Origin of the sequence: Neolewinella antarctica (assembly GCF_011927835.1) — a bacterium.
GTDB lineage: Bacteria > Bacteroidota > Bacteroidia > Chitinophagales > Saprospiraceae > Neolewinella > Neolewinella antarctica.
In genome coordinates this window covers 501,716-523,293 of record NZ_JAATJH010000002.1, presented here as the reverse complement: position 1 = coordinate 523,293, position 21,578 = coordinate 501,716, and the positions used below count along the sequence as shown (strand labels likewise).

Annotated in this window: 20 protein-coding genes; 11 read left to right on the top strand and 9 right to left on the bottom strand. The window is 57.4% G+C overall.

The window, feature by feature from the left end:
* Positions 1-85: 85 nt before the first annotated feature.
* The 4 genes from GGR27_RS07365 to GGR27_RS07350 all read left to right on the top strand — a co-directional run bounded on the left by GGR27_RS07365 (position 86) and on the right by GGR27_RS07350 (position 5,533).
* On the top strand, positions 86-1,582 hold the full coding sequence (locus GGR27_RS07365) for an SUMF1/EgtB/PvdO family nonheme iron enzyme (protein ID WP_168036771.1): 1,497 nt from the start codon (positions 86-88) through the stop codon (positions 1,580-1,582).
* Between the two features lie 42 nt (positions 1,583-1,624).
* Positions 1,625-2,917, top strand: a complete 1,293-nt coding sequence (locus GGR27_RS07360; protein WP_168036770.1) for a T9SS type A sorting domain-containing protein — start codon at positions 1,625-1,627, stop codon at positions 2,915-2,917.
* A 342-nt stretch (positions 2,918-3,259) separates the two neighbouring features.
* Positions 3,260-4,498, top strand: coding sequence for an acyl-CoA dehydrogenase family protein (locus GGR27_RS07355; RefSeq protein ID WP_168036769.1), 1,239 nt, complete (start codon positions 3,260-3,262; stop codon positions 4,496-4,498).
* Between the two features lie 162 nt (positions 4,499-4,660).
* A complete protein-coding gene (locus GGR27_RS07350; protein ID WP_168036768.1) occupies positions 4,661-5,533 on the top strand; it encodes a class I SAM-dependent methyltransferase in 873 nt (290 codons plus the stop codon).
* A gap of 48 nt (positions 5,534-5,581) precedes the next feature.
* Here the strand turns inward: GGR27_RS07350 and GGR27_RS07345 are convergent, their stop codons facing one another.
* The 3 genes from GGR27_RS07345 to GGR27_RS07335 form a co-directional block, all read right to left on the bottom strand.
* On the bottom strand, positions 5,582-6,931 hold the full coding sequence (locus GGR27_RS07345) for a lipopolysaccharide biosynthesis protein (RefSeq protein ID WP_168036767.1): 1,350 nt from the start codon (positions 6,929-6,931) through the stop codon (positions 5,582-5,584).
* 6 nt (positions 6,932-6,937) lie between these two features.
* On the bottom strand, positions 6,938-8,278 hold the full coding sequence (locus tag GGR27_RS07340) for a saccharopine dehydrogenase C-terminal domain-containing protein (protein ID WP_168036766.1): 1,341 nt from the start codon (positions 8,276-8,278) through the stop codon (positions 6,938-6,940).
* A 118-nt stretch (positions 8,279-8,396) separates the two neighbouring features.
* Positions 8,397-10,112, bottom strand: coding sequence for a glycoside hydrolase family 32 protein (locus GGR27_RS07335; protein WP_245184486.1), 1,716 nt, complete (start codon positions 10,110-10,112; stop codon positions 8,397-8,399).
* 404 nt (positions 10,113-10,516) lie between these two features.
* Between GGR27_RS07335 and gcvP the strand changes: the two genes are divergently transcribed.
* From gcvP to GGR27_RS07310, 6 genes are all read left to right on the top strand, one after another.
* Positions 10,517-13,408 (top strand): aminomethyl-transferring glycine dehydrogenase, encoded by a 2,892-nt coding sequence (gcvP, locus tag GGR27_RS07330; protein ID WP_168036765.1) that lies wholly within the window; start codon positions 10,517-10,519, stop codon positions 13,406-13,408.
* Between the two features lie 217 nt (positions 13,409-13,625).
* A complete protein-coding gene (locus tag GGR27_RS07325; RefSeq protein WP_168036764.1) occupies positions 13,626-14,165 on the top strand; it encodes a hypothetical protein in 540 nt (179 codons plus the stop codon).
* 394 nt (positions 14,166-14,559) lie between these two features.
* A complete protein-coding gene (locus tag GGR27_RS07320) occupies positions 14,560-14,892 on the top strand; it encodes a hypothetical protein (protein ID WP_168036763.1) in 333 nt (110 codons plus the stop codon).
* An 88-nt stretch (positions 14,893-14,980) separates the two neighbouring features.
* Entirely contained in the window at positions 14,981-15,541 is a 561-nt protein-coding gene (locus tag GGR27_RS07315) for a phosphoribosyltransferase (protein WP_168036762.1), read from the top strand.
* Position 15,542: 1 nt separating this feature from the next.
* Positions 15,543-15,782, top strand: coding sequence for a hypothetical protein (locus tag GGR27_RS19815; protein WP_209037898.1), 240 nt, complete (start codon positions 15,543-15,545; stop codon positions 15,780-15,782).
* Positions 15,667-16,077, top strand: a complete 411-nt coding sequence (locus GGR27_RS07310) for a GNAT family N-acetyltransferase (protein ID WP_209037897.1) — start codon at positions 15,667-15,669, stop codon at positions 16,075-16,077. The genes GGR27_RS19815 and GGR27_RS07310 overlap by 116 nt, the downstream gene beginning before the upstream one ends.
* Before the next feature lie 51 nt (positions 16,078-16,128).
* Here GGR27_RS07310 and leuB read toward each other — a convergent pair whose 3' ends face one another.
* The 6 genes from leuB to leuC form a co-directional block, all read right to left on the bottom strand.
* Positions 16,129-17,187 carry a 3-isopropylmalate dehydrogenase gene (gene leuB, locus GGR27_RS07305; RefSeq protein ID WP_168036761.1) on the bottom strand — a complete coding sequence of 353 codons (1,059 nt, stop codon included), beginning with the start codon at positions 17,185-17,187 and terminating at the stop codon, positions 16,129-16,131.
* Positions 17,188-17,190: 3 nt separating this feature from the next.
* Complete coding sequence (locus tag GGR27_RS20555; RefSeq protein WP_168036760.1) at positions 17,191-17,487, bottom strand: type II toxin-antitoxin system RelE/ParE family toxin; 297 nt, start codon at positions 17,485-17,487, stop codon at positions 17,191-17,193.
* Positions 17,472-17,729, bottom strand: a complete 258-nt coding sequence (locus GGR27_RS07295) for a hypothetical protein (RefSeq protein WP_168036759.1) — start codon at positions 17,727-17,729, stop codon at positions 17,472-17,474. The genes GGR27_RS20555 and GGR27_RS07295 overlap by 16 nt, the downstream gene beginning before the upstream one ends.
* A 92-nt stretch (positions 17,730-17,821) precedes the next feature.
* Positions 17,822-18,424, bottom strand: coding sequence for a 3-isopropylmalate dehydratase small subunit (gene leuD, locus GGR27_RS07290; protein WP_168036758.1), 603 nt, complete (start codon positions 18,422-18,424; stop codon positions 17,822-17,824).
* A 70-nt stretch (positions 18,425-18,494) separates the two neighbouring features.
* On the bottom strand, positions 18,495-18,878 hold the full coding sequence (locus tag GGR27_RS07285) for a four helix bundle protein (protein ID WP_168036757.1): 384 nt from the start codon (positions 18,876-18,878) through the stop codon (positions 18,495-18,497).
* 91 nt (positions 18,879-18,969) lie between these two features.
* Positions 18,970-20,364 carry a 3-isopropylmalate dehydratase large subunit gene (gene leuC, locus GGR27_RS07280; protein WP_168036756.1) on the bottom strand — a complete coding sequence of 465 codons (1,395 nt, stop codon included), beginning with the start codon at positions 20,362-20,364 and terminating at the stop codon, positions 18,970-18,972.
* A gap of 341 nt (positions 20,365-20,705) precedes the next feature.
* On the opposite strand from leuC, the gene GGR27_RS07275 reads away from it, so the two are divergent.
* Positions 20,706-21,560 carry a S1/P1 nuclease gene (locus GGR27_RS07275; protein ID WP_168036755.1) on the top strand — a complete coding sequence of 285 codons (855 nt, stop codon included), beginning with the start codon at positions 20,706-20,708 and terminating at the stop codon, positions 21,558-21,560.
* The last annotated feature ends 18 nt before the right edge of the window (positions 21,561-21,578 follow it).

The window sequence follows — 21,578 nt, the reverse complement described above, 5'->3', positions numbered from 1 at the left end:
TAAAATCCCCATAACGGATTACAAAGTGGTGGCATAGACCCCCGAAACCACGAGCCGTAAGCCTCGGCTCAAAAAACAACCCAACATGTTACGCAGAATTACTCTTTTGTGCTCCTTCCTGGTCCTAGGACTAACCGCCCACGCCAACAACGTCGAAGTCACCAACATCTCCCTGACCGACCAGAACCCCGGCGCGGAAACCTCCGTCATCCAATTCGACCTCAATTGGGAGAACTCCTGGCGCATCAGCTCCGGGCCGGGCAACTGGGATGCCGCCTGGGTATTCGCCAAGTACCGCGTCGGTAACGGCCGGTGGATGCACGCACAACTCGGCACCGGCGGCAGCACTCCTTCCGGAGCCACCGTGGACCTTAAAGACGGGAAAGGTGCCTTCATCTACCGCAGCACCGACGGTAGTGGCGACGTAAGCTTCAACGACGTACAACTCGTCTGGGACTACGGCGTGGACGGCGTGGACGCCAGTGCCGTGGTGGACGTACAGGTCTTCGCCATCGAAATGGTGTACATCTCGGAAGGCGAGTACAGTATGGGTACACCGTTCAATAGTGCGGACGTCATCTCCGAGATAGGTAAGATTGCTCTAAGAGACTTTTCAAATACCGTCAACGTCCCCTACCGCGTCATAAGCGAAAACAGCATTGCCGTTGGCAACACGGGTGGGGGGATAACCTACGAGAACACTACCACTACAGGTAATAATACAGGTGACGGGTTAGGGCCCATCCCCGCCGCTTTTCCAAAAGGCTTCAACGCCATTTATTACATGAAGTACGAAGCTTCTCAGGCTCAATTCGTAGCCTTTTTTAACACCCTGACACAGGACCAAAAAATCAACATGGACCCCACCAAGGGAGGAAACAACATCTCCATTCAAGGTAATGGTTTCGCGTGGCCCGGACAGTCCGGCCCGGGCATGACCAAGAACCCTAATACACCCTTCAGTTACGTACAATGGAGAATTACCATGGCCTACCTCGACTGGGCTGCGCTCCGCCCGATCACGGAAATGGAATACGAAAAGGCTGGCCGCGGACCGCAGGACCCCATCAAACTGGAGTTTGCTCACGGCAGCCCGGACTATACCACGAACGAGTACGTTTACTCCAATTTGTACACGCCTAATTCACTCGTTACCAACCCCGGCGTAGGTGTCGGCAACCTGGCCATCAGAGAAACCCGCGACACCCTGCGCGCTATGGTCCGTTGCGGTATTTTCGCAGCGAGCGCCGTCAACCCGACCCGCGAAGAAACCGGCGGCAGCTACTACGGCGTCATGGAGCTTTCCGGTAATCTTTACGAAATGATCGTATCGATCGGTAGCCCCGAAGGCCGTGCCTTTACCGGCAACCACGGAGACGGAATACTCGGCGTTAACGGGAGCGCCAATGAAACGGGCTGGCCCCAGGACGATGCGGCCGGTGGCGGCTACCGTGGTGGTTCTTTCATCGATGTAGAAGACGACGCTTGGCTGTCTGACCGTAGCAATGCGGTAGCTAACCTTTTACCGGACGACAGGACGCTGCTAGCCGTAGGCATTCGTGGCGGACGCTCGGCGAACTAGTGAGGAAACCAATATTTCTTCACCCTCGCAACAAGCACAATCATGGATAATCAATTATTTCGGTGGCTGCAACGGCTACCCTACCGGGCGCTATTTTGCTGCGGGCTCTGCGCCGGTTTTCTTCCCGCAAGTCTGCAAGCACAGTTCAACGGTGGCAGCGGCGACGGGTTCGTTAACGGCACCACCGTGCAGCTGACGCTCGACGGACTTCCCAACGGCGTGATAGCCCTCTACGGCGGCGGGGCCGGCGATGGGTTTGACCGAACTACGGGGCAACTCACCCTGGCCGGAGCCAATCTGGCCGTCCTCTACGGCGGTGGCCGGGGGGACGGCTTCGACGTGAAAGTGCAGAGTCTTACCCTGTCCGGGCAGGAACTCGCGGCGCTTTTCAGAGGTGGTTCCGGAGACGGATTTGACGACGAGCAACTCAACGTCACCCTGAGCGGCCAGTCGCTCGCGGCGCTCTTCGGCGGCGGCAGCGGCAACGGGTTCGACGACGGGCAGATCAACGTCACGTTGGACGGGCAAGCGCTGGCCGCACTGTTCGGCGGCGGTAGTGGCGACGGGTTCGACGCCGCGACGGATAACTTTACCCTGAGCGGCGCCATGCTCTCCGCGCTCTACGGCGGTGGCGGAGGCGATGGGTTCGATACGCGCCGGGTCGGGCTGACGTTGTCGGGGGCGAGCCTCGCCCGGCTTTACGGCGGGGGCACGGGTGATGGCTTCGACGTGACGCTGTTCGCCGGGTCGATTCCGCTACCGCTCACGCTACTTAGTTTCGAAGCGTTTCCGGGTGAAGACTTCGTACTGCTGAAGTGGCAAACCGAGGACGAACTGGACACGGACTTCTTCACCATCGAAAGGACCCGCAACGGCATCGCTTTTGCCGACGTGGGCGACGTGCTGGCGTCCGGATTTTCCGAACCCGGCGAAGTGCTGCACTACGAACTCAACGACGAGCGCCCGCTGGAGGGTAACTCATTCTACCGGCTCAAAACGACGGATTTTGACGGGGCCGTGAGCTTATCGCACCTAATCGAGGTTGAATTTAATCAGGAGGCCGACTGGAGTTTCCAGTTGTTCCCCAACCCGAGTACCGGCCGCCACTTCAACGTGCGGACGGAAGGTTTGGCGGCGGAGGCTGAAGTCACCATCCAGGTGATGGACAACACCGGTCGCCAACTCTTTACGGAGCGGTTCCGGAACGGGCGGGCGGCGGCGCGGATTGAGTTGGCTGCGCGGCTGACGGCGGGGTCGTATTTGATTCGGGTGGGGAATGCGGAGGCTGGATTTCGGGCTAAGATCTTGATTGTCGGTGGGGCAGGAATACGATAACCTAATACCTCAATATGGTAAGCCGGTCGACGCGCCATCTCGGCGCGAGCAAGTTCCTTATGAGTAGTCTCAACCCTAACTCCACCTCTCGCCAGGACGGCGCATCGTCCGAAAAGCATCGTGCTGATTGGCTGAATGTTGCGCGGCCGCGGGTGCGGGGTGGACGTGGAAAAAGCAAAGATTTTACAACGTATCCCGTCACACCGTCGTTTTACCGTAAGAATTAACGCCCTTTTCTGAATTACTTGGCACCCGCGACCGCGCATGAAGAAGCCTTTGGAAAAATGCGTTATCTTGTCCTTCCTCCACCAACCCGCCCGACCAGCGACAAACCGACCGACCATGCTCTCCACCACCCAAGCTAAAAAGCACACCACCAAGGAAGATTTTCACCAAGCTTCTAAGACCGACCAGTTCCAGCACCACGACTACCTGAACGTGGACGACCTGCTGACGGACGAGCACAAAATGGCGCGCCAGGCCGTCCGCGACTGGATCAAAGCCGAGGTGAGTCCCATCATCGACGACGCGGCGATGCGCGGCGTTTGCCCGACGCACCTGTTCAAAGAACTAGCCCAAATCGGTGCCTTCGGGCCGAGCCTGCCCGTCGAGTACGGTGGCGGTGGCATGGACGAAATCGCCTACGGCATCATCATGCAGGAACTGGAGCGGTGCGACTCCGGTCTACGCTCGATGGCTTCCGTGCAGGGCAGCCTGGTGATGTACCCGATTTTTAAGTACGCCAACGAGGCGACGAAGAAAAAGTACCTCCCGAAACTCGGGGCGGGCGAGTTCATCGGCTGTTTCGGCCTGACGGAACCCAACTCCGGCTCCGACCCCGGCTCGATGAGCACCAACATCAAAGACGCCGGCGACCACTACGTGCTGAACGGCGCGAAGATGTGGATCACTAACAGCCCGGTGGCCGACGTAGCCGTCGTGTGGGCGCGGGACGAAGACAACAAGATCCGCGGCATGGTCGTGGAAAGTGGCTGGGAAGGGTTTTCCGCGCCGGAAATCAAGGGCAAGTGGAGCCTGCGCGCTTCCATCACGGGGGAATTGGTTTTCGAAGACGTGAAGGTGCCGAAGGAAAATGTGTTCCCCGACATCAAATCGCTCCGTGGTCCACTGAGCTGCCTGAGCAAAGCCCGCTACGGCATCGCCTGGGGCGCCATCGGTGCGGCGCTGGATTGCTACGACTCCGCCCTCCGCTACAGCAAGGAGCGTAGTCAATTCGGTAAGCCCATCGCCGGCTTCCAACTCACGCAGAAGAAACTGGCTGAGATGATCACCGAAATCAGTAAGGCACAACTCCTCGCCTGGCGCCTCGGTACCCTCGCCAACCGCGGCGAAGCGACGCCCGCGCAAATCTCGATGGGCAAGCGCAACAACGTCATGATGGCCCTCGAAGTCGCCCGTGAGGCGCGGCAGATCCACGGCGGCATGGGCATTACGTCGGAGTATTCCGTGATGCGGCACATGGCTAACTTGGAGTCCGTCGTGACTTACGAAGGCACGCACGATATTCATTTGTTGATCACGGGGATGGACGTTACGGGGGAGAATGCTTTTGGGGGGTAGGAAGATTAGGCGGTAGGCTGGTAGGCGGTAGGCTGGTAGGAAGATTAGGCGGTAGGCTGGTAGGCGGTAGATCACAGATCACAGACCACAGACCATAGACCACAGACCACAGACCAACGACTACTCTTCCCACTTCGCTACCTTTGTGGAAACGCAAATCGTATGTCATTTCGAATCGACCGGGTGCTGAAAATTCCCCGCACGGGGGCGGAAATCGGGGCGGGGCGCGAGCCGATCGACCGGTTGCCGGTGTCCGGAAACGGAAAGGCCAGCAGTGCCGCGCACGAAGCGCACGGATCGGATTTTGATTATTTAGACCACTACGAGCGGGACGCGCACGTGTTTGACTACTTCGCCACGTCGGAAGACCCCGCCACGGTGCAAGAAAGCGTACGGTTGCACCAAACCATTCTGGAGCGGATTCCGGCGGGCACGACTTCCGTGCTGGATGTCGGTTGCGGGAGTGCCTGGGTGGCCGCGGCGCTGACGGCGCGGGGGATCACGGTGGTTTCTTTCGACATCGCTTCGGCTAATTTGAACAAGGCGCTGGCGCGGGTGCCGAGTGAACACCACGTGGCCGTGCGGGGGGACGTGCTGAGTTTACCCTTCAAAGACGAAAGTTTTGACGTGGTAATCTCCTCGGAGGTCATCGAGCACGTGCCGTACTTACCGGGGTACTTGGACAACGTGCTGCGCGTCCTAAAACCGGGCGGCCGGGCGATCCTGACGACGCCCTACGACGAGAAGATCCAGTACTCCCTGTGTATCCACTGTAACCGGTCCACGCCACAGCACGCACACCTGCATTCCTTCCGGGAGGATTCGTTGGATAATCTGATGGCGGCGCACCCCGGCGTAGGCTTGCGGGCGTTTACTTCGGCGAACAAGGCCCTGGTGTACTTACGGGGCTACACGTTCACGCAGCATTTGAGCTTCGAGCTCTGGAAGCTGGTGGACGGGCTGGCGAACTGGTTGCTGCGAAAGCCGGGTCGGTTGACTTTTTTGTTGGACAAGCAAGTAACTAGCGGCTTATAACGGACACTGACGGGGCTAGCCTGATGGTTTGATACAGAATTTCCGTGCCTAGAAAAACACCCACACCACGATCAGCACCGTCCACCAACCCAGGAACACCCTCAGGTCCATGTACCGCGCCGGCAGGATCCCCGCCCGCCGGTAGAGGTAAGCCATCAGGATTCCCTTGTTGACGATGTCCGCAATAACGGTTGCCAGTAAGATCCCCCAGAGCCCGTACGCGGGGGCCAGCAGAATACTGAGCACGACGTTCATCACCAACTCCGAAAAGCTGAACAGCCACAGCCCGCGCGTGTAGCCCAGCGCCACGATGATGGGCATCGGAAACAGCAAACGACTCACGGTGATGAATAAGTAGAACCGGAAGAGGGGCAGCCCCTCCGCGAACAGCTCCGTAAACGCGAACGTCCACCAGTAGGGAGCCGTCAGCATCAGCAGCGTGACGCCGCCGAAGATCCAGTGGAAGATGCGGCGGGAGCTTCGTTTCAGTTGGTCGAGCCCGACCGGGACGTTTTCCGTAAGCAGGGGCAGGATAACGACGATCATCCCGTTCGTGACCGCACTGACGAAGGGGATGTCCCGCGCGCCGTAGCGAAAAATGGCGAACAGGCTTTCATCGTCGTCGTACCAGTAATTGACGAACCAGGGGTCGAAGGCGGTAACGAGCCCGCCGACGGTAGCGTAGACGATCAGCGGAGTAGCCGTCCGCCAGAGATTCCTTACCCCGGCTCCTTGCCCATTTCCCGGCACCCGCGCTCCGCGCCCACTTGCTTCTACCACCTCGGGTGCGTACCCTATCCGGCCCCGCCTCCAGTCGAACGCTAACCAGCCCAGCATGATGAGCCCCTTAGCGCCGGCGAACACAGCCAACCAGAAAAGCGCGTCCGCTAAATCACCGCCCAGCAAGATCGGCAACACCACCGCCGCCACGTAACCCGCCGCCGAAAACAACCCGAACCCCGCCAGGGCCCACGCCCGGCCACGCACCTGCAACAGTTGCTCGAAGAACATCCCGGGCCACTGCGACAACAAGAAAACAAAGAAAAAACCCCACCCCACCGGGGCCACGCCCAGGCGCAGCCAGCGAAAAATATACTCGTGTAAACCGGCCGCCAGCGCCAGCAACAGGAGCGAGGCCAGCAATACCGAACTGAGTACTTTGTGGGAGTAACCACCAGTATTTTTAGTAGTCCGCACCGTCACCAGGTAAGCTTGCAGCAAACCCGTCAACCAGCCGAAGCCAAGAATGTATCCGAGGTAAAGTAAGCCCTCCCATTCCCCGATGACCTCCCGCCCGACGCCCAGGCGCGGCAGGGCCAGGGCCACCAGGATGATCGCCCCCTGCCGAGCCACCTGGGTGAACTGACCGGCGCGGATGAGGGTGGAGTCGGTAGCCAAGGCGGGTTAATCGGTTAGCTCGTCCGTCCGGTGCGTGATGCGCATGCCGTAGTCCTCCATCTCCTTCAGCACGGGCTCGTAGACTTCCTTCATGGTCGGGATGTGGACGCCGGTCGCGGCAATTTTCCCTTCGCTGATGAGGCGGGCGAAGATGCCCATCGGCAGGCCGACGAGGCGGGCCATAGCGGTGTCCTCGGCGTCCTGACCGACCATGGTCAGGTCGGCTACGTCGCGGTACGTTTTACCGTCCAGCTCATAATCGATCAGGTGCTGCATGACGATGAGGTCCTTGTCGTCCGGCTTCAGTTTCCACTTGGTCAGCAGGAGCTGCTCGAGAATCAGGGCCGGGGTCGCGTCGCGCATCCGGATGCGTTTTTTGCGGAACAGCCCGAGCCAAACGAGGCGCTTCATGACCGGCCCGTCGGTGGGGATGTCGAGCATCTGGGCGATGCGGTCTTTTACCGAGCCGGAGCCACTCGGGGCGAGGGCTTCCATGAATTCGTGGTAGGTGATCTTGATGCTGTCGAGAATGGGAAAGTCGGCGTTCGTCAGGCCGATTTTCACCAACGCGCTCCACGCTTCGCAGTAGCCGGGGTAGCGAATGGTGCCACGCAGAATGGTCGGGATGGCTTCCAGTCCGTAGCGTTTGCGGTAAAGCAAGCTGTCGCGGTTGGCGTAGGCTTCAAAATCGCCGAACCCTTCGATGTGCACGGGCCACGTCCGGCTGAAAACGCGCTGGTACGGCAAGAATTTGAGTTTTCCGTCCTTCAGATACTGCGTCGTGCCCTGGCCGGCCAGGACGACGTTGCGCGGGTTCCAGGTGAATTTGTAACCCCAGGGGTTGTCGTTACTCTCGGGGGCGATCAGGCCGCCGGTGAAGGAGCGGAACGCGGTGATCTTACCACCCAACTCGCGAATGGCGTTGATGCGCTGCATGGCTACCATGTGGTCCACGCCCGGGTCGAGGCCCATTTCGCCCATGAAGATCAGTTCGCGGTCGCGGGCTTCGTCACCGAGTCGGTAAAGTTCCTGGCTCACGTAGCTGGCCGTGATGAGGTGTTTTTTGAGGCGGATGCAGTCCTGCGCCACTTCAATGTGGAGGTGGGCGGGCAGCAGACTGATGACGATGTCGGCCCGGCTGATGAGGTCGCGCCGGTCGTTGGTTTTCGTTACGTCGAGCCAGGCGGTGTTGCCCCGGGGGTGGCCGTTCACTTTGGCGGCGGCGGCGGCGGGGTCGGCGTCGGCGACGGTGACCGTCCAGCCGAGCGCTTCGCTCTTTTCGAAGCAGTAGTTAATGAGCGCGGAGGAAGAACGGCCGGCGCCGATGATGAGGATTCTTGCGGACATGGGGGGGGGGGGTAGGTCTTGGGTCTGAAGTCTTTGGTCGGTAGTCCTTGGCCTTTGGCCTGGTGTTTTCCTTGGCAATGTACTACCTGACCACGAAACTACCAGACCACGCTACTATTTACTTCAGTTCATGCAGCCGCCAATCATCTACTGAAAAGCCGAGGTAGCCGTCCATATCAGCCCGCCCACCGTTTACTTCGATGGTTAATTTCGTAAAATCCGTCGTCGGGAAGAAGATGTCCGTCGCCACCGTGAGCCCGTCATCCAGGAATAACTCGGCGGAGGTTTTGTCGAAGAACACGTGAAAATCGATTACCGAGCTTTGCGAGAAGCGTTCGAGGTAGGTGAGTTCGTCGCGGGTGAAATCTTCGTCGAATTCGCGCAGGCCGGCGAAGTCGCGGCTCGTGAACAGCCACTTATCGGACGCCCCGTTGGGGCCCCGCTCGACACCGAAGCGATAAAAGTCTTTGCTCTCGGCGTCGGTCAGGGTGAAGTAGAGGGATTCGGAATTCCCGTGCATATCGATCGAAAATTTTAGCTCGAAAACGCCGGGGTGCTCCAGCTCGCTCAGGTCGACGGTCGTGAGGCCATCCTCCAGGTAATCCGTTCCCAGCTCGATTCGCTCGCCCCGTAATTTTTCGAGTTCCCGGACGGGCCGTTGCCGGATTCGGTAGCCGAACTCCGTGTCGTGCAGCGTGACTTCCCGGGGGACGGTCATGGCACTACGCCAGGCTTCGGTAGGGACCTCCTGGGCGTATTCCCAGTTGCTCATCCAGCCGATCATGATGGTGCGGCCGTCGCCGTCGGGCACGTTCGCGAAAGAGACGGCGGCGTAGTTGTCGCGGCCGTAGTCTAGCCACTTCGTCCCGGGCGTATTGTAGGCGGTTTCGGTGAGCTTGGTGAAGTTCTCCCCGTCCCAGTGGCCAGTGTAGTAGAAGGTTCCGGAGCCGCCGTTCGGGTTTCCCTTGTTGGTACTCACGATGAGTAGATAAGCATCTTCGCCAGTTTCTTCGATTTGCATCGGGATGAGTTCGGGACACTCCCAGACGCCGAATTGCTCGGGCTGGTCCTTGCCGAAACTGCTCAGGTAAGTCCAGTTTTTCAGGTCGGGTGACGCATAGAATTCCACGTGGTCGGCGGCGGCGAGGACCATCGTGTATTCCTGGCGCTTTTCGTTCCAGAGCACTTTCGGATCGCGGAAGTCCTTATTGCGCCGGTTGGGGATTACGGGGTTGCCGGCGTACTTCGTCCAGGTGCGGCCCCGGTCATTGGAGTAAGCTATTCCCTGGCTCTGGAAATCCGTTTTCCCGGCCTTCTCGGCGGCCATATCGTGGTAGGTAAACATGGCAACCAGGGGCGGTTCGCCACCCTTGCCGAAGCCACTTAAATTCTTTGCGTCCACGACCGCGCTCCCGGAAAATATGTAGCCTTTCTCGTCGGGGTACAGGGCGATCGGTAGCTCTTCCCACGCGACGAGGTCGGTGCTGACGGCGTGGCCCCAGTGCATCGGGCCCCACTCGTTGCCGTCGGGATAATGCTGATAAAACAAGTGCCATTCGCCCGCGAAATAGACCATTCCGTTGGGGTCGTTCATCCAGCCGCTCTGCGGGGTGAAGTGGAATTTGGGGCGGAAGCGGGCGTCGTACTGGCCGGGGACATAGGTTTCTTGTGGCAGGTTTTCGTAGTACCCGGGCGGGGCGTGTTCCTGGTCGTCGGCCTGCATTTCCGGTTCGGAACTATTTACGGATGGGGGAACGGTGGCGGGCGCACTACACGTAGCGCACGTCGCCGCAAGTAGGAGCAGCAAGGTTAGTTTCAGCATACCGGAGTTCATGCTCGAAAAGTACGGTTTGTTACGGTGGTGGTAGGGCTATTTGGTTTAAGGGAGCCCCGGGGCGCGGCCGCGGGTGCCGGGGGTGAGGAAGGAGGAGCGAGAGTCCTTTAACGTGGTGACTCGTCACGGAATACGTCTGGCTGGGTCGTACACGCGGAGAGGTTGCTACCGGGCGGTTCGTATCATGACGGGTAGTGCGCACTTACACTGCTGGGCGCCAACGGCGCCCTATCCAATAAACCCGGCACCAGCGGCCGCGCCACCCGCAGGTAAAGAAGCGCCGCCCCCCACAACCGGATTACGACCCGCTCGTTATCTTTGCGCGCTCGTAAACGGTCACCAGCGACGCTCCCTAATACGCTACCAACCGAACCGCTCTTTTACTCGCCCTTCACAACCACAGTATGCCCGCCCTCACCCCCCGCTACGATAAGTTTACCCACCGCCACCTCGGCCCCGACGCTACCGAACTGAGCGCCATGCTCGACGTCGTCGGCGTCAGCTCCATCGACGAGTTGATGGACCAGACCGTCCCGGCCAACATCCGTGACCACAAGGCGCTCGACGTGCCCGCGGCGGTTAGTGAGTATTACTATTTGCAGCACCTGAAGGCCATCGCGGCAAAAAATAAAGTGATGCGCTCCTTCATTGGCATGGGCTACTACAACACGATTACGCCGAGCGTTATCCTGCGCAACGTGTTCTGCAACCCGGGTTGGTACACGCAGTACACGCCCTACCAGGCGGAGATCGCGCAGGGCCGGTTGGAGTCGCTGCTGAACTACCAGACGATGGTCAGCGACCTGACCGGGCTACCCGTCGCCAACGCTTCCCTGCTCGACGAGGGCACGGCGGCGGCCGAGGCGATGACGATGTTTTACGGCGTTCGTAACAAGCGGCCCAAGGGCGATCCGGTCGCTACTTTCTTGGTTTCCGATCAAGTATTACCGCAAACAATCGCCGTGCTACGGACGCGGGCCGAGCCGCTCGACATTAAGATCGACGTACGTCCGGTAGAGGAATTCGACTTCCCGCAGGATGAGGTTTTCGGCATGCTCCTGCAGTATCCGGGTGCGAACGGTCTGGTGGAAGATCACCGGGCCGTCGTGGAGAAAGCGCAGGCGGCGGATGTCTTCACCGTCGTTGCCGCTGACCTTCTTGCGCTGACGCTGCTGACGCCCCCCGGCGAGTGGGGAGCGGATGCGGTGGTCGGTAACTCCCAGCGCTTCGGCGTCCCGATGGGTTTCGGCGGACCGCACGCTGCCTACTTCGCCACGACGGACAAGTACAAACGACAAATCCCCGGCCGCATCATCGGTGTGAGCCAGGATCGGCACGGTAACTATGCTTTACGGATGGCCCTGCAAACGCGGGAGCAGCACATCCGCCGCGAAAAGGCGACGAGTAACATCTGTACCGCGCAGGCGCTGCTGGCCAACATGGCCGGTTTCTACGCCACTTACCACGGGGCGGAAGGCCTCAAAGCCATCGCCAAACGCACCCATCACTTCACGGCTATTTTTGCCGACGCACTTACGGCGGCGGGATACACGCTGGCGGGTGATGCCTTCTTCGACACCTTGCACGTGGAGGCTAACCCGGAGAAGGTAGCCGAAATCAAGGCCCGCAGTCAGGCGGAAGGGTATAATTTCTACTACCCGAAGGAAGGTGGCGTACGGATCAGCTTCGACGAGACGGTAGCGACGACGGATTTACAGGCCGTCTGCCGCATCTTTGCCGCCCCGCTGGATTACCAGGGCGCCAACCTCACCGAGGACGGCGGCGTAGAAGGCATCACGGATCGACTGCCCAAGGCACTCCTCCGCACGACCGACTTCCTCACCCACCCCAACTTCAAGAACCACCGCACGGAGACCAAAATGATGCGCTACCTGAAGCGCCTCGAAAACAAGGACCTCAGCCTCTGCCACAGCATGATTCCCCTGGGTAGCTGCACGATGAAGCTCAATGCAGCGACGCAGTTGATTCCCGTATCCTGGTCGGAATTCGCCGACATCCACCCCTTCGCACCGATCGAGCAGGCGCAGGGCTACAAACAAATATTTACCGAGCTGGAGCAAGACCTCGCGGAGATTTGTGGCTTTTCGGACTGTTCGTTGCAGCCGAATTCGGGCGCGAGCGGCGAATACGCCGGCCTCCTGGTCATCCGTGCTTACCACCACGACCGGGGAGATTTTCACCGCGACGTGGCCATCATTCCCGAATCGGCCCACGGAACGAACCCGGCCAGCGCGGTCATGGCGGGCATGAAAGTGGTCGTTGTGGCCTCCGACGAAGCGGGCAACATCGACGTAGACGACCTCAAGAAAAAAGTGGCGGAGCACAAGGACAACTTGTCCTCCCTGATGATCACCTACCCCAGCACGTACGGTGTGTTCGAAACGGGTGTGGTGGAGATTTGCGACATCGTTCACAAAGCCGGCGGCATGGTGTACATGGACGGCGCGAACATGAACGCACAGGTCGGTTTGACGAGCCCGGGCCGGATCGGTGCGGACGTTTGCCACCTGAACCTGCACAAGACTTTTGCCATCCCGCACGGCGGTGGCGGCCCCGGCATGGGTCCGATCTGTTGTAACGAGAAGTTAGCACCCTTCCTGCCCGGTCACCCGATGGCGGAGACCGGTGGCAAAAAAGCTTCTTCGGCCGTATCGGCGGCACCGTGGGGTTCGGCTTCGATTCTGTTGATCAGCTACGCGTACATTCGGATGCTGGGATCGAAGGGCCTACGGCAGGCGAGTGAGTACGCAATCCTGAACGCGAACTACATCGCCAAGCGGATTGAGAACAGCTACACCGTACTGTTCCAGGGCGTGCAGGGTCGCTCGGCGCACGAGTTGATTATTGATTTACGGCCACTGAAGTCCGTCATGGGCGCGGCCGATCTTGCCAAGCGACTGATCGATTATGGCTTCCACGCTCCCACCCTCTCCTGGCCGGTGGCCGGGACGGTGATGATTGAGCCCACGGAAAGTGAGTCTCAGGAAGAATTGGACCGTTTCTGTGACGCGCTGATCGCCATCCGGGAAGAGGCCGACGCCGTCGCACGGGGCGACGTCGATGCCGAGGACAATGTCCTCATGAACGCTCCGCACACGATCACGGAAATCAGTGCCGACGAGTGGACGCACGCTTACTCCCGCGAAAAAGCGGCTTACCCCCTGTCTTACCTACGGGAAGGGTACAAGTTCTGGCCGTCCGTGGCGCGGGTGGATGATGGATACGGCGACCGGAACTTTGTCTGTACTTGTCCACCGATTGAGGCTTATCAGTAGTGGTGAGATGGGGTTCTCTAGCTGTGAGTTAGTTATGGCTGGTTGATCTTGTTTTTGGAAATTGGTGGATTAGGCGGTAGGGAGTAGGCTGGTAGGCGGTAGGCGGTAGGCGGTAGAGCATAACGAGTCTACCGCCTACCGCCTAAATCTTCCTACCGCCTACCAGTCTACCGCCTAAAAATCCGAACTAACCCAGCCCCTAATTCCTTTACCACGCATGCGGCTACTCCTCTCCTTACTCCTCCCCCTCTTACTTTGCACCTGCGACAGCGCCCCCGATAACGCCAGCCTTAACACCCTTAATTTTTTTGACCTCAAAGGCTACATCGACGAGGAAGTAGACCGCCTCGGTGGCGTGCCCCTGACGGTGGACAAAACAATTACGCTGAACGGAAAAACGGAAACGCAGCAGCTCGACGACCTCGATTTCGGTAGTGATCTTCAGCTCTTTGCCAGTGCGGATATCAACAAGGCCGCTTGGATTGATAAGTACAATACCGAAGTGAAAACGATGAGTGGATCCCACAAAATTACGCGGTATACGGCGCTGGACACGACGCTTACGACCCGGATGTTGGAGGTGGAAGAAGACCGCGGCCAACCCATCCAAATCACGATTAAACGCAAGACGGGAACGTTTTTATCCGATGGCGTTAGCGAATTAGTCTACCGAGCCGCGAACGGCTATACTGTCCAAACTAAACAGGACAACAGATTCGGCGACGACATCGACGCCTTGGTACAAGTGGCGTGGTAACACCGGAGACCAGAGACCCCAGACTATAGATTACTAACCCCCAGACCAAAAAAGAGGCAGTGCCACCACAGCACCACCTCAGCCCTAACCAAATAAAATCAAATTAAAATTTTGGTATAAAAGGGGGTAAACCCCTTACCGTTAAACCAAAGATAGGTACATACGGACCTTAATTTTTCAATGAAGAACTCAATTACCGGTTGTCAACGGAATTTTCGTAGCGCCACCATCGTAAAATAATGCAGGGTAATTATCCGATATTAACAAATTATAGTTGGCCTGGCAACGAAACGGCAATCCTTAGTTGCGTCAATATCTATATTTAATTTTATCACCACGCAGCTGTGCAGAATTTAATTTCGGTGAATACGCGTTGCACCACTATTATTCCTAAATGCGCCACCCGACTGTTTTTGACATACCAGTCCTCCATCCAGACCGCTGGCTGAAAAGCGCGTTTGCCGTCGTAAATAAATTTTTTGTAATTGTTCCGCGTGCGCTGCTCCCCCAACCATTTATCGGCCAAACCATCGACGCATTTGCGGTAAAAGCCATCTACCACAAAACATTTACCGGAGGGCAGGCCAACGACTGGCTGCGTCGTCCAGCGCAGAAAGAAAGATTCCAACCTTCCGAATGCCCGAAAGTGGACACCGACAGGCTGATCGGTCTGGGCGGGCTACGACTCGGCTTTCTACGGAAGCCCCAACGTAATTTCGGTCATTAGAACACGGGCGTCGACGTTTCCGAAAACGACGACCAGCCAAAATTAGGTATCACCTCCATAACTTTGCACGTCTACTTAATCCACCAGTATGGCCTACGCTAACCCCGCCCGCATCAAGCTTCACGAGCACCAGTTCGTGCCCTTTCTCACGCCCACCGAAATCCAATTGCGGGTAGTTGAGTTAGGCCAAGAACTAGCGTTGAGCCACGGCAGCGGTAAGCCCTCCTTTCTGGTGATGCTCAAGGGTGCCTTCATTTTTGCCGCCGATCTCATTCGCGCCTCCGGGCTAGGGGGAGAAATTGGGTTCGTGCGTACGCAGAGCTATAAGGGTACCGAGACGTCGGGGGAAGTCCGAATGCACATCGCGCCGGAGCCGGAACTCGTCACGGACCAGGACGTAATTTTGATCGAAGACATCATCGACAGCGGCAACACGATGCAGGCTTTTTTGCCCATCCTCGCGGCCCTGAAACCCAGGTCCGTGACGGTGGTGACTTTACTGCACAAGCCGGAAGCCCAGCAAGTGGACGTTCAACTTGATTTGGCGGGCTTCGTTATCCCGCCTAAGTTCGTGGTCGGTTACGGGCTGGACTACGACGGGCTGGGGCGCCAACTACCCGGAATTTATCAACTCGCCGAAGACTACTAAAATGAACCTGACCATCCGTCCGCTGACGCCCGCCGATAACGGCGCCGCCGCCCTGGTGATCCGTACCGTGATGCCCGAATTCAACTGCGTCGGTGAGGGGTATTCCATACAGGACCCGGAAATGGATGACCTCTACGCTACTTATTCCCTCCCTCGGTCTGGTTATTTCGTTACGGAAATGGGTGGGGGCGGTCCCGATAGCTATCGGGAGTGCCGGGGAGATTGGAAAGCAGCAAAGTAGGATCGTAGCGGTAGCCGGGTTCGCCCCGCTGGCCGGTGCGGACCCCGTCACCTGCGAACTGCGCAAGATGTACGCCCTACCGGAAGCGCGGGGACTTGGTGCGGGCAAAGCGTTAATGGAAAGCTGCCTGGCGGGCGCGCGGGAAGCCGGCTTCAAAACGATGTACCTGGAAACGGTGACGGCCATGACCGCCGCCGCGAAGTTTTACGCTCAGTACGGTTTTACCCATCTCGACCGGCAGCTAGGACACACCGGGCATACTAGATGCGACGTTTTCATGATGCGTCCGCTGTAAAAACCTACTTCAGCCTAAGTCCTGTTCCCGAAGAACGCTAACCAAAGTTGTTTACCGGATAGCTTCTACGATCAGGTCGCCGAGTGCATCCGTGCCGACTTGCTTTTTCGGATTCAGGTCCTCCGTCCCCACGCCGGAGGCCAAGGTTTCGTTGACGGCTTGACGAATTGCATCGCCCTCCTCAACTAAGCCAAGATGGTCTAACATCATCGCGGCCGAAAGAATGGTGGCAATGGGATTAGCGCGGTCCTGCCCGGCTCCCTCCGGCCAAGAGCCGTGAATGGGTTCGAACATGCCAATCTCGGCACCGATGCTGCTGGACGGTAATAAGCCAAGTGAGCCAGCCAGCACGCTAGACGCGTCGGATAGGATATCGCCAAACAAGTTATCCGTAACGATAACGTCGAACTGAGCGGGGTTGATGATGAGTTGCATAGCGGCGTTGTCGACGAACATGTAGCTCACCTCAATCTCGGGGTATCTCGGGGCCATCTCCCGCATGATCTCCCGCCACAGTCGGGATGATTCCATCACGTTAGCCTTGTCGACTAATTTGAGTTTCTTCCCCCGCTTAGCCGCCGCATCGAAAGCTACCACCAGGATTCGCTCGATTTCGTGACGGCTGTACACACACGTATCGTAAGCGGTGTCACCACCGTCGCGCCGGCCCTTATCCCCGAAGTAAGTACCGCCCGTCAGTTCCCGGACGACGAGGATGTCAACGCCCTTCATCCGCTCGGGGCGAAGGGGGCTGAGGTGCGTCAGTTCGTCGTAACCGGCGACGGGGCGGAGGTTAGCGTAAAGGCCGAGTTCCTTACGCAACTTGAGTAAGCCCTGCTCGGGGCGGACCGTAGCCGTTGGGTCGTTGTCGAAACGCGGGTGACCGATGGCACCGAAGAAGATGGCGTCCGAACGTTTGCAGAGGGCGAGCGTATCGTCCGGCAGCGGGCTACCGGTTTGGTCGATGGCCGTCGCGCCGACGGGGGCGAAGTCGAAGCGAAACTTATGTCCAAAGTTAAGGCCGACCTGATTAAGGACTTTGATGCCCTGCTTGATGACTTCGGGGCCGATGCCGTCTCCGGCTAGGGTGGCGATGTTGTAATTTCCCATGAATTATTTAAAAAAGGGGTTTTCAGACATTTTCGTGCTGTGTAATCCCACAATTAGCAAGGTGTCTGATTTCGTCTGATAAAACAAGTAATGTGACTTCCTTATTTGAACATATCTAACTACAGCGGAACCGGTGGTAGGTCTTCCGGACATCGGATAATTAAGTAATACCTGTATTCTTTCATCGATCGCATCGTACAATTGCTGGGCTGAATTACTTGAAAAGGTAGAAAGATGCAAATGCAAGGTTGAATCTAGCTGATCTTCAGCTACTGGGTCCCAGATTACTTTTTGAACCACTGCTTGTACTTTAACATCACTTCTTCATGAGATTTCCCGGAGACTCCTTCTGATTGAAATTTCTTTACGGTACTTATTAACCTTTCTTTCTCCTCCACAGGCAAACTATTCCAGTGTTCCTCATCCTTTACGGTTTCCGTTTGTAGCCCTCGAATAAAGGAGTGAATTTCTTCCAACTGGCGTTCGCCCGTAATCTTTGAGACTTCCTCCACAATGGTGTGCTGTAATTGAGTGACTGACATGGATAGATATTTTGCAAAGAACGCAGGCCAACCTAGGCTAGTTGTATGGGTATGCAGTGTCCATACCAGGTTCTTTTCAATTTAGGTCAACATCACAACAAACTGTAGTCCACCCGCGCCGCTTCAAAAGCATCGATCTTCTCCCGCTGACTCAGTAGGTAGTCGATATCATCATAACCATTGAGTAAGCAGGTTTTTTTATAGGGGTCGATCTCAAAGGCCGTCACCGTGCCTGTTGTCTCATTGGTCAACTGTTCCTGCTCCAAATCAACCGTGAACCGGGCGGTAGGATTTTTTTCGATGGTTTCGAATATCTCGTGCAGCACTTCTGGCAAAACGACCAGCGGCAGGATACCGTTATTCAAGGCGTTCCCCCGAAAGATATCCGCAAAGTAGCTGGACACAACAACTCGAAAGCCATGGTCACCGATGGCCCAGGCGGCGTGCTCCCGGCTGGAGCCGCAACCGAAGTTGGCCCCGGCTACTAGTATTTGACCGGAGTACATAGGGTTATTGAGGACAAAGTCCACCTTGGGGGTGCCGTCTTTACCGTAACGCCAGTCCCGGAACAGGTTTTCCCCGAACCCTTCACGGGTAATAGCTTTGAGAAAGCGGGCGGGGATGATTTGGTCGGTGTCGACGTCCTCAATGGGTAAGGGGACGGCGGAGGAAGTTAGTTTTATGAAGGGGGTCATGATGATTTAATATTTTCGATTGGTGATTGAGTATTGAATATTTGTACGCGCTACTAAAGATTCATAGATCCTATTTGAGTCGCTTTGCTTTATCCAACTTATTTACCGCCAGTTTCTTTACCGTTGCCGTAAATATTGCTACGAGTTGATTCGCTTCATCCAGCAGCGGATCGGTCTTTTGATCAGGAAAATAGTTCATATAACGAACATACTGTAGTTCCGCTTTTGATTCCCTTAGCTCTTTCAACAACACCTTTATTTTATGAACAAAATCTCTATTTGATTCCGCCGCCCTGGCTTCTGGGTAATGAAAACCAGCATGGGTACTAGCGCGCAACAACTGACCGGCTACGTGCTTAGAATCAAAATAATTCAACTTATGCAGCTCTCTACATAAATACGTACATCGAACGCCAAATTGGAGCAACCTTTCTTCAAGTTCATTAGCGTTCATGTACTCTTTGAATTATGCGGGCGGTCATGCGGGCAGTCATGCGGGCGGTCATGCGGGCAAATTAAAAATATTAAATACTAAATCAAAAATTTTAAATCATCATCTCCCGCACGTCAGTAACCCGCCCCGTCAAAGCCGCCGCAGCAGCCGTCAGCGGCGAAGCCAGAATCGTCCGCGCCCCCGGCCCCTGGCGGCCTTCAAAGTTCCGGTTGGAGGTAGACACGCAGTATTTACCAGCGGGCACCTTGTCTTCGTTCATGCCCAGACACGCCGAACAACCAGCGTCGCGAAAATCAAACCCGGCCTCCCGCAGAATAACGTCCAGCCCTTCCGCAACGGCTTGCTTCGTCACTTGCTGCGAACCGGGAACGACGATACCATTTACGGTCGCCGCAATCTTTTTTCCCTTCACCAAGCGGGAAACCGCACGCAAGTCTTCAATCCGGCTGTTGGTGCAGGAGCCGATAAATACGTAGTCGATCGGCATACCTTCCAGCTTGATGCCCTTTTGCAGGCCCATATAGTTCATCGCCTTGGCCAGGCCGGCGTCACCATGGATCGTGCTGTGCTCGGGGATGGCTTCTTTGATGCCCATGCCCATGCCCGGGTTCGTCCCATACGTGACCATCGGCGTAATGTCTGCGGCCTTGAAGTGGTATTCGCCGTCGAACGTCGCGCCGGCTTCCGTCGGCAGGGTTTTCCAGTAAGCTAGGGCCGCATCCCAGTCCGCTCCCTGCGGGGCGAATTCACGCCCTTCCATGTAATCAAAAGTCGTCTGATCGGGTGCGATGAGGCCGCCACGGGCACCCATCTCGATGCTCATGTTACAGATTGTCATCCGCCCTTCCATGCTCAGGGCACGGATGGCCGAGCCGGCGTACTCCACGAAGTAGCCCGTGCCGCCGCCAGTGCCGAGCGTGCTGATGACGTACAGAATGATGTCCTTCGCCGTCACGCCGTTCGCCAGTTCGCCGTCGACGTTGATGCGCATGGTTTTCGGTTTGTTTAGCAGCAAGCACTGCGTCGCCATGACCTGCTCCACCTGGCTAGTCCCGATGCCGAAGGCGACCGCGCCAAAGGCTCCGTGGGTGCTCGTGTGGCTATCCCCACAGACCATTGTGATGCCGGGCCGGGTAATACCCAGTTCCGGGCCGATGACGTGCACGATTCCCTGGTAAGGGTGGCCGAGGCCGTACAATTCTACGCCAAACTCGGCGCAGTTCTCCGTCAGCATCTGTACTTGCTTGCGGCTCAGTGGCTCCTTAATGGGTTGGTCCTGGTTCTTGGTCGGCACGTTGTGGTCCGCCGTGGCTACGATTCGCTCTTTGTGTAGTAGTGGAAGATTACGCTGCCGTAACCCGTCGAAAGCCTGCGGACTCGTGACTTCGTGAATGAGGTGGCGGTCGATGTAGAGAACTTGGTTGCCGCCGGGGACTTCGGAGACGACGTGCGCGTCCCAAACTTTGTCAAAGAGCGTTTTGGCCATGGATTTTTTATTTGCGGATGATCGGAAGCGAGTCACAAGTTAACCCCCGATCCGGGGCAAGGTTGTTCTGACAAAGTTAGTTCGCCGGGCGAGAGTTATTCAACCGGGTTAGTAATAAATTACGAAATGTAGGGCGCGGTCGCGGGTGCAACGAAAATGCGTGAAGCAAAGAGCTTGGGCCACAAAAGCACGGAAAACACAAAATCTGGCTGTTTGTAACATCTTGTACGAGAGTCGTCAAAACCCTTGCTTCTATAGTCCTTTACCCGGCACCCGTCCCGACTGAGTCGGGAACGCGTGAGCTAGTCCCGTACTTTGTCGGGGCGCCATATCTTTGCCACATGACTGCAAGACTTACCGTGTTCCTCCTGGTCCTCCTTCCCCAGTTACTCTCCGCCTGGGGGGCAAACGGTCACCGCATCGTCGCCCAAATTTGCTACGATAACCTAAACCCCAACGCTCGCGCCCGCGTCGACGCCGCCCTCGGTGATAACTACCTCGCCCAGGTCAGCACCTGGCCGGACTACATCAAGGCCGAGAAAGGCTGGGATTTCGCTAAATCGTGGCACTACATGACCATCCAGCCCGACCAGACGGTGGTGGATGTCGACCAAGAAAACCGCGCCAACGGAGAAGTAGACGACGTGCGCGAAGGCATCGAGCTGATGGTCGGTATCCTGGAAGGTAAGACGGACGCCCGGGAACAGATGACGGCCCTGATGCGCAAAAATAAATTGGAACCACTCGCCGGCTCCCTCGACGCCACCGCCCTGGCCTTTTTGATCCACTTCATCGGCGACGTCCACCAACCGATGCACGTCGGCAAGAACCGCGACTCGGGCGGCAACAAGATCACGGTGCTTTACTACGGCGACCGCAAAAACCTCCACTCCGTCTGGGACTCCGGCATCATCGAACAGGAGCGCCTGAGCTACACTGAATTTGCCAACTTCGCCAGCATGCACACCCGTGCGCGTAAAGCGGCGTGGGAGAACGCCGGCCTCGAAGAATGGATCACCGAATCGGTCGTGCTCCGCGAGCGCATCTACAATAGCCTTTACGACCGCACCGACCGGGAGACGGGCCTGCCCGACTTTTCCTGGGACTACCAGCACGAATTTCTGCCCATCGTCGAAGACCGGCTAGCGGCGGCGGGTTACCGGGCGGCGGCGCTGTTGAACAAGATTTACCGTTAAACCCGAGACTACTTTTTG